The 13,547-nt window shown below is 60.1% G+C and carries 11 protein-coding genes and 1 riboswitch; of the genes, 6 read left to right on the plus strand and 5 right to left on the minus strand.

Going from position 1 to position 13,547, the window contains the following annotated elements:
• Positions 1 to 8 precede the first annotated feature (8 nt).
• The 5 genes from bmt to WNZ14_RS20755 form a co-directional block, all read right to left on the minus strand.
• Complete coding sequence (gene bmt, locus WNZ14_RS20735; RefSeq protein WP_342870593.1) at positions 9 to 1,019, minus strand: betaine--homocysteine S-methyltransferase; 1,011 nt, start codon at positions 1,017 to 1,019, stop codon at positions 9 to 11.
• A 164-nt stretch (positions 1,020 to 1,183) separates the two neighbouring features.
• Positions 1,184 to 2,239, minus strand: coding sequence for a glycine betaine/L-proline ABC transporter ATP-binding protein (locus WNZ14_RS20740; RefSeq protein WP_342870594.1), 1,056 nt, complete (start codon positions 2,237 to 2,239; stop codon positions 1,184 to 1,186).
• Positions 2,232 to 3,119, minus strand: coding sequence for a proline/glycine betaine ABC transporter permease (locus WNZ14_RS20745; RefSeq protein ID WP_342870595.1), 888 nt, complete (start codon positions 3,117 to 3,119; stop codon positions 2,232 to 2,234). Before WNZ14_RS20745 ends, WNZ14_RS20740 begins: the two co-directional genes overlap by 8 nt.
• Before the next feature lie 200 nt (positions 3,120 to 3,319).
• The gene (locus WNZ14_RS20750) at positions 3,320 to 4,327 is read right to left on the minus strand and encodes an ABC transporter substrate-binding protein (RefSeq protein ID WP_342870596.1); all 1,008 of its coding nucleotides are present in this window, start codon (positions 4,325 to 4,327) and stop codon (positions 3,320 to 3,322) included.
• Between the two features lie 637 nt (positions 4,328 to 4,964).
• Complete coding sequence (locus WNZ14_RS20755) at positions 4,965 to 5,096, minus strand: hypothetical protein (RefSeq protein WP_342870597.1); 132 nt, start codon at positions 5,094 to 5,096, stop codon at positions 4,965 to 4,967.
• Positions 5,097 to 5,328: 232 nt separating this feature from the next.
• Between WNZ14_RS20755 and WNZ14_RS20760 the strand changes: the two genes are divergently transcribed.
• From WNZ14_RS20760 to cobN, 6 genes are all read left to right on the plus strand, one after another.
• On the plus strand, positions 5,329 to 6,795 hold the full coding sequence (locus WNZ14_RS20760; protein ID WP_342870598.1) for a cobyric acid synthase: 1,467 nt from the start codon (positions 5,329 to 5,331) through the stop codon (positions 6,793 to 6,795).
• 50 nt (positions 6,796 to 6,845) lie between these two features.
• A riboswitch (cobalamin riboswitch) is annotated at positions 6,846 to 7,220 on the plus strand.
• A 49-nt stretch (positions 7,221 to 7,269) separates the two neighbouring features.
• Positions 7,270 to 7,449, plus strand: a complete 180-nt coding sequence (locus tag WNZ14_RS20765) for a CbtB-domain containing protein (RefSeq protein WP_342870599.1) — start codon at positions 7,270 to 7,272, stop codon at positions 7,447 to 7,449.
• Positions 7,450 to 7,461: 12 nt separating this feature from the next.
• On the plus strand, positions 7,462 to 8,181 hold the full coding sequence (locus tag WNZ14_RS20770) for a CbtA family protein (RefSeq protein ID WP_342870600.1): 720 nt from the start codon (positions 7,462 to 7,464) through the stop codon (positions 8,179 to 8,181).
• On the plus strand, positions 8,178 to 8,702 hold the full coding sequence (cobU, locus tag WNZ14_RS20775; RefSeq protein WP_342870601.1) for a bifunctional adenosylcobinamide kinase/adenosylcobinamide-phosphate guanylyltransferase: 525 nt from the start codon (positions 8,178 to 8,180) through the stop codon (positions 8,700 to 8,702). Before WNZ14_RS20770 ends, cobU begins: the two co-directional genes overlap by 4 nt.
• A gap of 4 nt (positions 8,703 to 8,706) precedes the next feature.
• Positions 8,707 to 9,759 (plus strand): cobalamin biosynthesis protein CobW, encoded by a 1,053-nt coding sequence (gene cobW / locus WNZ14_RS20780; protein WP_342870602.1) that lies wholly within the window; start codon positions 8,707 to 8,709, stop codon positions 9,757 to 9,759.
• Between the two features lie 5 nt (positions 9,760 to 9,764).
• Positions 9,765 to 13,502, plus strand: a complete 3,738-nt coding sequence (gene cobN, locus WNZ14_RS20785) for a cobaltochelatase subunit CobN (protein ID WP_342870603.1) — start codon at positions 9,765 to 9,767, stop codon at positions 13,500 to 13,502.
• The last annotated feature ends 45 nt before the right edge of the window (positions 13,503 to 13,547 follow it).

Here is a 13,547-nt window from a genome sequence, read left to right on the forward strand (position 1 = left end):
GTCGGTTCTTAACCGCGGCGGCCGCGACGTTCGCGGGTGGGCGCCGGGCCGGTGCTGGCAACCGTGTTGCGCATCGGGCCGATGCGCTCGACAATGCTTTCCACTGTCGGGCGCTGGGCCTTGATGTGGTTGTCGACTGCCACACGCATCGCAGCCAGATGGTCGCATGATGTGCCACAGCAACCGCCGATGATGCGCGCGCCGGCATCGATTGCCAGTCTTGCGTAATCAGCCATCAGCGGCGGTGTGCCGGAGTAATGGATTTCGGCGCCACGGAATTCCGGAATGCCGCAATTGCCCTTGACGATGACCACGGCGTCCGGATCGGCACCGGTCATGTCGAGGAGAGAGGACAGGATGTCTGAGGCACCGACGCCGCAATTGGCGCCGACCGCAAACGGGCCGTCGCCGATGTCCTTGGCGAGTGAATGAATGTCGCGCGGGTGCACGCCCATCATGGTCTTGCCGGCGGTGTCGAAGGAACCGGTGTAGACGTAAGCCAAACCGCAGCTGACGGCTGCTTCCGCCGCGGCCCGGATTTCGTCGGTGGCCGACATGGTTTCGATCCAGACGATGTCGATGCCGCCGGCCTTGAGACCCTTGATCTGTTCGGCAAAGGATTCGACCGCTGATTCATATGTCATTGCGCCAAGCGGAACCAGAAGGTCGCCGGTCGGGCCGACGGAGCCGCCGACGATGACCTTGCGCGGCGCCTTGTCAGCCACTGCGCGGGCGATCTCTGCCGCCTTCTTGTTGAGTGCGAATACCCGGTCATCGGCCTGGTGCAGCTTGAGCCGGTTGCGGGTTCCGCCAAAACTGTTGGTCAGAATGATGTCGGAGCCTGCGTCGACAAAATCCTGGTGCAGCTTGGTGATTTTTTCAGGTGCCGTTTCCAGCCACATCTCTGGTGCTTCACCCGATTCAAGCCCCATGGCGAACAGGTTGGTTCCGGTGGCGCCGTCGGCAAGCAGGATGCCTTTTTCGGACAGCAGGTCGGCAAGCGGGTTGGACACGGACATTCAAATCTCCTGTTAAGCTGAGTATCGTATAAAGATATCTTTATGTCATTGCAATAGAGCTGATGTGGTCGAATTGAAAAACCCCGCAGGCAATTGCTTGGCTGCGGGGTTTGACTGGTTCGGCCGTGGGTCGGGAGATCCCGATCACTCAACGGTGTGCGGTCTCAGGCGGCAACAGTCTCATGGTCGACAGGGGTTACCATCGCCGAGATGACTTCCTGAATGTCGAGCGCGCCAATGGGCTTGCCGTCCGCGTCCGTCACATGAGCGAAAGAAGCACTGCTGTCGGTCATCTTCTTGGCCGCGACTTCGAGCACTGTTCCTGTCTTGATCGGCATGCCTTGCGGCTCGCCGGAAAGCGGCGTCATGACCATGTCGACGGAGATGACTCGTCCGCGATTGACCTCTCGCACAAAGCTCGAAATGTACTCGTCGGCCGGACGAAGCACGATTTCCTGCTTGGTGCCCTGCTGCACCACTTCACCATCCCGGAGGATGGCAATGCGGTCGCCCAGGCGAAGCGCCTCATCGAGATCGTGGGTGATGAAGACAACGGTCTTGCGGATTTCCTTCTGCAAATCCAGCAGCACTGTCTGCATGTCCATGCGGATCAACGGATCGAGTGCCGAGAAGGCTTCATCCATCAGCAGGATCGGCGCGTCGTTGGTCAGCGCCCGGGCAAGGCCCACGCGCTGCTGCATGCCGCCTGAAAGCTGGTTGGGATAATTGTCCTCGAAGCCATCGAGGCCAACCCGTGAAATCCAGCGGCGGGCCTGTTTTTCCTGCTCTTCGCGGGGAATGCCCTGGATTTCCAGACCGTAGACCGTGTTCTCAAGAACCGTGCGGTGGGGCAGAAGCGCGAACTTCTGAAACACCATTGCGGTCTTGTGACGGCGGAACTCGCGAAGCTCGTTCTCGTTCATCTTGACGACATCGTCATCGCCGACGATCACTTCGCCGGCCGTCGGGTCGATCAGCCGGTTGATGTGACGGATCAGGGTGGATTTGCCCGAGCCGGAAAGGCCCATGACAACCTGAATGCCGCCGCCGGGCATATCGATATTGATGTCCTTCAGACCGAGCACATGGTTGTGCTTGTCGTTGAGCTCGGTCTTGGTCATACCACCCTTGACGGCATCGATATAGGCATCCGGGTTGGCTCCGAAAATCTTGTAAAGATTGCGGATGTTGATCCCGATTCCGGTGTGTTGGTCAGCCATGAACCACCTCCAGGTGCTTCTGCAGCCGCTTGCCATAGGCCTGGCTGGTGCGGTCAAAGATGATGGCGATGCCGACAATGGCGAGGCCGTTGAATATGCCAAGCGTAAAGTACTGGTTGGCGATGGCCTTGAGGACCGGCAGACCAAGGCCCTGAACACCGATCATGGAAGCAACGACGACCATGGCGAGTGCCATCATGATGGTCTGGTTGACGCCGGCCATGATGGTCGGCAACGCCAGTGGCATCTGCACGTTCTTAAGCCGCTGCCAGTTGGACGAACCAAATGCATCGGCCGCCTCCAGCACATCCTTGTCGACCAGCCGGATGCCGAGATTGGTCAAACGGATGATCGGCGGAATGGCATAGACCATCACAGCAATCAGTCCCGGTACCCGACCAATGCCGAGCAGCATGACCACTGGAATGAGGTAGACGAAACTCGGCATCGTCTGCATCACGTCGAGGATCGGGTTGAGGACCGCCTGGACCCTGTCGGACCGGCCCATGAGAATGCCTATCGGTATGCCGAAAATGATAGCCATTATGGTCGCCACGACCGTCATTGCGACGGTTTTCATGGTGTCTTCCCACATGTCGAAATAGCCGATCAGCAGCAGTGTGATGATAACACCGATGGTAATCTTCCAACTGCGGCTTGCCAGCCATGCGATCACTGCGAAAGCCAGGATGACGAGGGGCCAAGGCGAAGTGGTGAGCAATTGCTCCACGCGATACATGAACCATTGCACTGGATAGAGTGCGGTTTCAAATACATCGCCATACGCGCGGGTGAAGTTGCGAAAACCGAGATCGATTGCCTTTTTCAAGGCAGTCAGTCTGTCGGTGTCCATGGCGGGAAATTCTGTGAGCCAGTCCATATTCACGCTCCAAATACGGAAAATAGTGTTGGCTGATCGTCAGGCGACCAGCAATTCATCGCTGCCTGTGGCCAGACGAATGCACCTTTTGGCGCGTGCCCCGGTCCCGGCTCCAGACTGCTGCGGTTTTGTGTTCCCCGACCGCGGCTGCCTGAATAAAAATGTGGCGGACCTAAGCCCGCCACACTGTAAGCGATGGGTTACATCACTGCTTTCTTGACCTTTTCGGCCGCTTCAGGAGACACCCACTTCGTCCAGATGTCCTCATTTTCCTTGAGGAAATGACGGGCTCCGGCTTCACCTGTAGCCTGGTTGTCAGCCATCCAGGCAAGCAAGGTGTTCACAGTGGAATTCGGCCAGCTGCGGTTGGCAAGGTAGTCATAGGCCGGTCCAGCGCGCTTCTTGAAGCTGTCGGTCACGACAGTGTAGACTTCCGACTTCGACCAGGCGTTCTTGACTGGATCCGGGCAATCGGTGATCGATGTGCAACGGTCCCATTCAGCCTTGTCGTGCGGCACGCCATGATCGAGCTTGACCATCTCGTATTTGCCGAGGATAGCGGTTGGAGCCCAATAGTAACCGAGCCACGGATCTTCGCTCTCGTAAGCCTTGGCGATCGAGCCGTCGAGACCGGCAGCGGAACCGGTTTCAACTGTTACCCAGCCCTTTTCTTCAGCGCCATAGGCCTTGAAAAGGTTGGTTGTGATGATGCGGCAGCCCCAGCCTTCAGGGCAGTTGTAGACGCCGCCCTTGCCTGCATTTTCCATGCCGGGAGCAGGGAAAAGTTCAGGGTGTGCAAGAGCATCGTCAATTGTCTTGATTTCAGGATGGGCTTCCGCGAAATATTTCGGGATCCACCAGCCTTCAACGCCGCCATCGCTGAGCGATTCGGACGCATAGTCAAGCTTGCCTTCTGCAACAGCTGCGTCGAGCAGGGTGCGCAGCGAGTTGATCCAGGCTTCCGGAGCAACATCCGGTTCCTGCTTTTCAACCATTGAAGTGAGTGTCGGTGTGGTGTCACCGGCAACCAGTTCTGCCTGGCAGCCATAACCTTCAGAGAGAATGATTTCGTCGATATTGGCCAGAACTTCGGCCGAGGCCCAGTTCATGTTGGCGATAGTCACGCGTCCGCAATCTTCTGCGGATGCTGCGCCGGCAAAGCCCATAAGGCCAACGGCGAGAACGGTGGAAGCGAGAAGCTTCTTCATGTGTAAGACCTCCCAGTCTTAATTGATGCAGTGGTTGTTCCATTTTTCGGCAGATCCGGTCACTGCTGTTTACCGGAAACCGATGGAATTGAAGGCAGACCGCCTCATGGTCATTGAAAACCAATTTTCACGCTAAATAAGACGCGAAGGCGACATCAGACGACGCAATTGGAACCCACGGAACTCTGTCGCAAGCGATTGGCCGGTTGATTTACCGCCCTTCAGGGTAAGGACTTGGTGAAAGAAATCAACCGTATCATTGAGAATTCGTGATTCAGGTGGTCACCGATGGTGCGCCGCATCATGCCAATGCAGGCAGTGCAAATAAAATGCATGATTCATGATTGCTTAGGGTTTCACTAACGCTCCGGTAACGATGTCCGGGTTAAACCTGTTTCCACGGCGGGGGACAACCGCCGACCATCCCGGATAAGGTATTGCGTACCGGGATGTCGCGAACCTCGCGCGTATTTGTGAGGGCGTCAGTGTATTTGGCAGGCCGCCCGGATCTCACGATCCGGGCGGCCTTCGCATTTGAAGGGCTGACCGGTCAAAATAAAAAGGCCGGACGATCGCTCATCCGGCCTTCTGAAATCTCGTTCAAACACGCTTTCCCGAAGGGCGCCGTTGGGTGGCTTCAACCTGCGGAAAGGGTGCGGATGAGGCTGTTGAGAATGCCTGACTTGCGCTTCTCGTTAGCCTTCTGAACCGGAAGCACGTTGTTCCATGCGATCTGAACGCGATTGGCGGAGTTGAATACATAAAGCATGGCGATGTCCTTCCGTTTGGTGTTGACGACATTATTCAAATGGCAATCACCATCTGCCGCTGCTCTATGCTTATCGGGTGGGGTGAGCTGCATTGAATCCGCCGCGGCATGTCGCAATTCAGATGTCGCAAAAAGAAATTGCCGAAGGTTTGAAAACGCGGTGAACGAATGGTTAGCGCGAGCGCTTGAAAAAGCCTTTTGATCTGCTGTTTGCGGTGCTATCGACGGTCCCATGACACGGGCGTTGATGTTTCAGGGAACAGGTTCGGATGTTGGCAAGACCGCACTGGTTGCGGGCTTTTGCCGGCTCGCGGCTAATCACGGACTGAAGGTCCGGCCGTTCAAGCCGCAGAACATGTCCAATAACGCCGCGGTCGCCGATGATGGCGGCGAAATCGGCCGGGCGCAGTGGCTGCAGGCACTGGCCTGCCGGGTGCCTGCCAGTGTGCACATGAACCCGGTGCTGCTCAAACCTCAATCGGAAACCGGTTCGCAAGTGGTGGTTCAGGGCAAGGTCTTCGGGCATGCAAAGGGCCGCGATTACCAGAAGCTCAAGCCCCAGCTGATGGCGGCGGTCCTCGACAGTTTCGGCCGTGTATCGGAGCAGGCGGATCTTGTGCTGGTTGAAGGCGCCGGCTCTCCGGCGGAAATCAATCTCAGACCAGGCGATATCGCCAATATGGGATTTGCGACATCGGCCCGGGTTCCGGTGGTGCTGGTCGGTGACATCGACCGGGGAGGGGTGATCGCATCGCTGGTCGGGACCCACACAATCCTGCCCGACGAAGACCGGGCGATGATCGTTGGCTACCTCATCAACAAGTTTCGCGGTGATGTCAGCCTGTTTGATGACGGCATTGCTGCTGTCGACGGTTTTACCGGTTGGTCGTGTCTTGGTGTGATACCATGGCTGAAAGCCGCAGCGCGACTGCCTGCTGAGGATTCGGTGGCACTCGAGCGGCTGGTCCGGGGAGACGCGCGGGCGCTCAAGGTGGCAGTACCAATCTTGTCGCGGATCGCCAATTTCGACGATTTCGACCCGCTCAAGGCCGAACCGGAAGTCGAACTCGTGTTCGTGCGGCCCGGTGAGCGGCTGCCCGAAGATGCCGGTCTTGTTATCCTGCCGGGGTCGAAATCGACGATTTCCGATCTCAACGATTTCCGTCAGCAGGGCTGGGACAAAGATCTGCAGGCGCACCGCCGGCGCGGCGGTCGCATAATCGGTATTTGCGGCGGTTACCAGATGCTGGGACAGAGTGTGCTGGATCCGCAGGGGCTTGAAGGTGGCGCGACATCTGCCGAGGGGCTCGGGTTGCTCGATATCGACACCGAGATGGCGCCCGAAAAGACTGTCCGCAACATCGAAGCCCGGTCCGCCGAGTACGATGTGGGCTTGTCGGGCTACGAGATTCATCTCGGTATCAGTCGCGGTCCGGATAGTGCCCGGCCGATGACGCTTCTCGATGGCCGTCCCGACGGCGCGATATCAGCCGACGGCAAGGTATCTGGGACCTATCTGCACGGCCTGTTCGATTCGGATTCCTACCGCGCGAAGCTCCTCGCGGAATTTGGCATTCGGGGCGGGGAGACCAATTTCCGCGCCGATGTGGACAAGGCGCTCGATGAAATTGCCGGTGAACTTGACCGACTCGTCGGCTTTGAACGGCTGATGGAAGCTTCCGCTCAGATCGGTCGCTGATGGAAGCGGCAATGGCGCAGCTGCGATTGACAGCCCGCCGCGTCAGCCCTATCAATTGAAGTTCGAATGGTTCCAGAAAACCGAACTGGTTTTCAGGATCAAAAGGGAATGCGACGGGGTGGACCCAATCAGGGCATCCTTATCGCAGCCGACCCCGCGACTGTAGAGCGGCGAGGCAAATGTCACCGGCACGGAATGCCAGAGTGACGGGAGACAATGGTGTCTTTCCGTCAACTTGAAGCTCCGGACCGGAAACGCCACTGACGTGGCGGCATGATCAATCGGCGCGGACGCCTCTTTGTCTACGAATCGTCCCGTTTTCATGACCGCCATAAACGTCGGGAAGGTTGGCATTTGCTGATGTTCGACGGCAACGTCGACGCGACCCGTGAGCCAGGAGACCTGCCATTCGCACCGGTTGAGAGCCGGACCTTTGGGAGAGGTATTCTCCCGAAGCCATTCACGGAGGTTGTCATGGCTGTTAAGATTCAAACGCTTTCACTCACCGATCGCATCGGTGCGCGCACTGTTGCCGGACTGATGGCGCTGGTCATCGGTTCCATACTGGTGTTCGGGGTTGGCCTCGCCAACTCTCAGGCGCTGCACGATGCAGCGCACGACACCCGTCATTCCTACGGCTTTCCCTGCCACTAAGGGATTGATCCTATGATTGTCAGGTTGCTCCTGGCGGCTCTTGCCGCCGGGCTCATTGCGGGTTTCGCAATGACGCCCGCCCAATATGTCAAAACCATTCCGCTGATCATGCAGGCGGAAGCCTACGAGAATGGCGAAGCTGGCCATTCTCACAGTGCTGCCGAGCCCGCGCATGAACATGCGGGAGATCACGGCCATAGTGATGATGGGTCGATGCTTGGCTTTGGCCGGCTTGGCGATACGATCCTTGCCAATCTGGTTGCCGGAGCGGGCTTCGCGCTGATGCTCGCTGCCGTGGCGTTACTGACGGGGATGGATTTCCCCGGGGGCCGCCAAGCTCTCACGCGGGGTGTTCTTCTGGGAGCAGCGGCCTGGTTCTGCGTCCAGCTTGCGCCTGCGATGAGCCTGCCACCGGCGGTTCCGGGTTTTCCCTATGCCGACCTTGGTGACCGTCAGGGCTGGTGGATGATTGCGGTGCTCGCCTCAGCGGTGGGGATCTGGTGTCTCGCCATGCGGCCAGAATGGCCGATCAAGGTGCTGGGCGTTGTGATCATCGTTGCACCGCATATCTGGGGCTCGCCAATTCCCGAAGATCTGTCGAGCGAAGTACCCGCCTATATCGCCTCTGCCTATGCTGCGGCCTCGCTTGCAACAACCTTGTTCTTCTGGCTGCTGCTTGGCGGGTTGCTGGGGTATTTCCTGTCTCGGGTGCCCGAGGAAAGAGCGGCGTGACAGACGGTCTGCCAAAGGTGACGCTTGTGCTGGGCGGTGCCCGCTCGGGCAAATCCGGTTTTGCCGAAGGCCTGGTCGAACGCGCCTCCGGATCAAGATTGTACCTGGCAACGGGTCAGGCCTGGGATGACGAAATGCGCGACCGCATTGCCTCACACCAGGACCGGCGCGGGCAGGGCTGGGAGACTATCGAGGCTCATCTGGAACTGGCGAAGTCGCTTGAAGCCAATACACGCGCCGACCGTCCGGTGCTGGTCGATTGCCTCACCCTGTGGGTCACCAATCTTATGCTCGGCGAGCACGACATCGACGCCGCGTTTGACGAACTTGCCGGATCACTGCCTTCGCTTGAGGGGCCTGTGGTCTTTGTATCGAATGAGGTGGGGCTGGGCATCGTGCCTGACAATGCCATGGCGCGGGCGTTTCGCGATCATGCCGGCCGCCTCCACCAGTTAATCGCAAGCCTGGCCGACGAAGTCTATTTCGTCGCCGCCGGCCTGCCACTCAAAATGAAGGGCTGACGCCATGATGGGTTCAAAAATTCCTGCAACCGTGATCACCGGCTTTCTCGGCGCGGGCAAGACCACGCTGATCCGGCACATGCTGTCCAACGCCAAGGGCAAGCGGATTGCGCTGATCATCAATGAATTCGGCGATCTGGGCGTCGATGGTGATGTGCTCAAGGGCTGCGGCGAGGAAGTGTGCCGCGAGGAAGACATTGTCGAGCTGACCAATGGCTGCATCTGCTGCACCGTGGCTGATGATTTCATCCCGACCATGGAAAAGCTGCTGGCGCGCAAGGATCGTCCTGACCATATCGTCATCGAGACATCCGGTCTTGCATTGCCGCAGCCGCTGGTCGCGGCCTTCAACTGGCCTGGCATCAAGACGCAGGTGACCGTCGATGGCGTGGTGACGGTCGTTGACAGTGCCGCTGTCGCTGCCGGCCGCTTCGCCCACGATCACGACAAGCTTGACGCGCAACGGCTGGCGGATGACGGACTCGATCATGAAAGCCCGCTGGAGGAATTGTTCGAGGACCAGCTGACCGCTGCCGACCTGATCATTCTCAACAAGGCCGATCTGATCAGCGCTGAAGATCTTGAAGGCGTTCGCGCCGGAATATCGGAGCACATGTCGCGCAAGCCGATTTTCGTCGAAGCGCGGCAGGGCGAGGTGGCGCCAGAGGTGCTGCTCGGTCTGGGTATCGGCACCGAAGACGATATTTCGAACCGCAAGTCGCACCATGAGCTGCATCATGCGGACGGCCATGAGCATGATCATGATGAGTTCGAGAGCTTTGTCGTTTCGCTTGGTCCGGTCAGCGATGCGGCCGCCTTCAGCGAAGGCCTAAAGGCTCTGATCGTTTCGCACGACATTCTGCGGCTCAAGGGTTTTGCCGACATTTCCGGCAAGCCTATGCGGATGGTGGTGCAGGCGGTCGGAAGCCGGATCGACACGCATTTCGACCGGCCATGGGCTGCCGGAGAGGCTCGGGAAACCAGGCTCGTCGTCATCGGACTGCATGACATTGACGAGGCTGCCATTCGCGAGAGCCTGGCCGGGCTCGCCGGTTAAGCAGGATGCATCTTCTTGTCGCACAGAAGGGAAGCCTGAGCGACGGCAATGAGGCCGTCGATCTTGGCCAGAGCCCGGGCGACATTCTGTTCCTGAGTGCGGCGGACACCGAGCTTGCGAGCATTGCCGCAGCACGACAGACGACTGGCCAGCTGAAGTGGCGGCTGGCGAGTCTTTCCGATCTCAAGCACCCGATGTCGGTCGACACCTTTGTCGCCAGGATGGCGCCGAAGGCGAAGCTGGTGATCGTGCGCGCACTCGGCGGGGCCAGCTATTTCGCCTATGCGCTCGAGAGCCTGCATGCGGCCTCCGTCGCGCATGGTTTCAAGATTGCAGCGCTTCCCGGCGATGACCGGCCTGATGCGGGGCTGGAGCCGCTGTCGACGCTGGATCATGCGGCGCGGGATCAGCTTTGGGCTTACCTGATCGAGGGTGGGGCCGAGAATGCGCGCGGGCTGATCACCTATGCCGAAGCACTGATTGAAGGCGGCGAGCGACCCGGACCGGCAGCACCGCTGCTGAAAGCCGGGTTGTGGCATCCGAACACTGGAAATCCGGGGCTTGCCGACGTCAAGCGGGACTGGACCCACGGCGCGCCGGTGGCGGCAGTCTGCTTTTACCGGGCGCTGGTGCAGAGCGGGCAGACGGCACCCGTCGCAGCCTTGTGCGACGCATTGAAAGCCGAGGGCGTCAACGCGCTTCCGGTGTTTGTCTCCAGTCTCAAGGATCCGGTGTCGATGGGCACGCTCGAAGCGATCTTTGCCGATGCGGCGCCCGACGTGGTGATCAATGCCACTGGTTTTGCGGTGTCGTCACCGGGCGGACAGACCAAGGGCACGGTGCTTGAATCCACCGGTGCCCCGGTGTTGCAGGCCGTGTTTGCCAGCGGTGGCCGCGAGGCCTGGGCGGCATCGCATCAGGGGCTGACCTCGCGCGATCTCGCGATGCATGTGGCTTTGCCGGAAGTTGATGGCCGGGTGCTTGCGCGCGCGGTGTCGTTCAAGGCGGCGGCGCGGTTTGACGAGATGGTCGAGGCCAATATCGTTACCCATGCGCCGGAGCCTGACCGGGTGCAGTTCGTCGCTCAATTGGCATCGCGCTGGGCGCGGTTGCGGCGGACACAAGCAGCGGATCGCCGGGTGGCGATCGTGCTGGCGAATTATCCCAACCGGGATGGTCGCATCGCCAACGGCGTGGGGCTCGACACGCCCGCGGGCACGGTTGAAGTGCTGCGTGCGATGGCGAAGGCCGGATATAAGGCCGGTGAGCTTCCGGCTGATGGTGACGCGCTTGTGACCGCGCTGAAGGCCGGGCCGACCAATGCCGTGCGCGATGAACGCAGCGGCGGGGTTCCTCTTCCCATCGACGATTATCAGGCGTTTTTTGCGACGCTGGATCCTGCCATCCAGTCAGCTGTGAACGAACGCTGGGGCGCGCCGGAGACTGACCCGTTTTATCGCGATGGGGTATTTCATCTGGGCTTGCTGCGCTTTGGCAATGTGGTTGTCGGTATCCAGCCGGCGCGTGGCTACAACATCGATCCGAAGGCCAGCTATCACGCGCCGGATCTGGTTCCGCCGCATGGCTATTTCGCCTTCTATGCCTGGCTGCGCGGTCACTTTGACACCCATGCGGTCATCCACATGGGCAAACACGGAAATCTCGAATGGCTGCCTGGCAAGGCGCTGGCGATGTCGCGGGCGTGCTATCCTGAAGCGGTGCTCGGGCCCATGCCGCATGTCTATCCGTTTATCGTCAATGATCCGGGCGAGGGGACACAGGCCAAGCGGCGGACATCGGCTGTCATCATCGATCACCTGACGCCGCCCCTGACCCGCGCCGAAAGCTACGGGCCGCTCAAGGATCTCGAGGCACTGGTGGACGAATACTACGAAGCCTCCGGCCACGATCCGCGACGGCTGAAGCTGCTGAAAGGTCAGATCCTCGATCTCGTGCGAGACATCGGGCTCGACAGCGATGCTGGCATAGCGCCCGGGGATGATGATGATCTGGCGCTCGAAAAGCTCGACGCTTGGCTGTGTGACCTCAAGGAAATGCAGATCCGCGACGGGCTGCACATCTTTGGCAAATCGCCTGAGGGTGGGCTGCTCACCGATCTGACTGTTGCGCTGGCGCGGATCAAGCGTGGCGAAGCGACCGGCGAAGACAGCCTGCAGCGGTCGATAGCAAGGGATGCGGGTTTGTCAGGGTTCGACCCGCTCGATTGCCTGATGGGAGCTGCATGGGATGGTCCGCGGCCGGCGGTGCTGCAGGCAGTATGCAGCGATCTCTGGCGCACCAATGGCGACACGGTCGAGCGGATCGAACTGCTGGCGATTGAACTGGTTTCCGGGCGGACTGCCTTGCCGACAGAGTGGGAAGCCACAGCGGCGGTGATGGCCAATATTCAAACCCTGATCAAGCCATCTGTCGAAGCTTGCGGAGACGCCGAGATTGCCGGTCTGCTGACCGCGCTTGATGGCCGGTTCGTGGGTCCCGGACCGTCGGGTGCTCCGACGCGGGGGCGACCTGATGTGCTGCCGACGGGGCGGAATTTCTATTCGGTCGACAGCCGTGCGGTGCCGACGCCGGCGGCCTGGGAGCTCGGGCAGAAATCGGCGGAACTGCTAGTCATCCGCCATCTGCAGGATCACGGCGAGTGGCCGACATCGATGGCGCTGACGGCCTGGGGCACATCCAACATGCGCACCGGCGGTGATGATATTGCCCAGGCGATGGCGCTGATCGGGGCCAGGCCGCTCTGGGATCCGGCCTCGCGGCGGGTGACCGGCTATGAGATCATTCCACTGGCGATGATGAGCCGGCCCCGGGTTGATGTGACCTTGCGGATATCGGGATTTTTCCGCGATGCTTTCCCGGACCAGATCGCTCTGTTTGACCGGGCAGTCCGGGCTGTTGCTGCGCTAGACGAGGACGAGGGCGACAATCCGCTGGCGGCGCGGGCCAGAACAGAGATCGCGCGCCTGATGCAAACCGGTGTGGCTGAAGCGGACGCCGGACGTCAGGCGTCCTTCCGTGTGTTCGGCTCCAAGCCCGGCGCTTATGGCGCAGGGCTGCAGGCGCTCATGGACGAGGGTGGCTGGACCGACCGTGGCGATCTCGCCGAGGCCTTCGTGGTCTGGGGCGGTTATGCCTATGGTGCGGGCGAAGAGGGGCAGGCGGCGCACGAGCTGTTCGAGCAGCGGCTGTCGACCGTGGAAGCGGTGGTGCAGAACCAGGATAACCGGGAGCATGATCTCCTGGATTCCGACGACTACTACCAGTTCGAGGGCGGCATGACGGCTGCGGTCGAAGCTGCGCGGGGGACACGGCCTGCGATCTACCACAATGACCACTCGCGCCCCGAACGCCCGGTGATCCGCTCGCTTGAGGAAGAGATCGCGCGTGTGGTGCGCGGCCGCGCGGTCAACCCGAAATGGATCGCAGGCGTCAAGCGCCATGGCTACAAGGGCGCCTTCGAGATGGCGGCGACAGTCGATTACCTGTTTGCCTTCGCCGCGACCACGGGTGCGGTGCGCGATGCGCATTTCGACGCGGTCTATGAGGCCTATCTGATGGATGAAGATACGCTGGCCTTCCTGCGCGACAAGAACCCGGATGCTCTGAAAGAAATGGCAGCGAAATTCGAAGAGGCGATCGAGCGCGGGCTGTGGACGCCCAAGAGCAATTCGGCCAAGTTTGCGCTTGCTGAAGTGACTGGAAGAAACACGGGGCATGGTTGAACCGGCGACGGACCGTCCGGGTGCGTGCACCTGTTTCAGGGACTT

Source organism: Hoeflea sp. AS60 (assembly GCF_038900115.1).
Classification (GTDB): Bacteria; Pseudomonadota; Alphaproteobacteria; order Rhizobiales; family Rhizobiaceae; genus Hoeflea.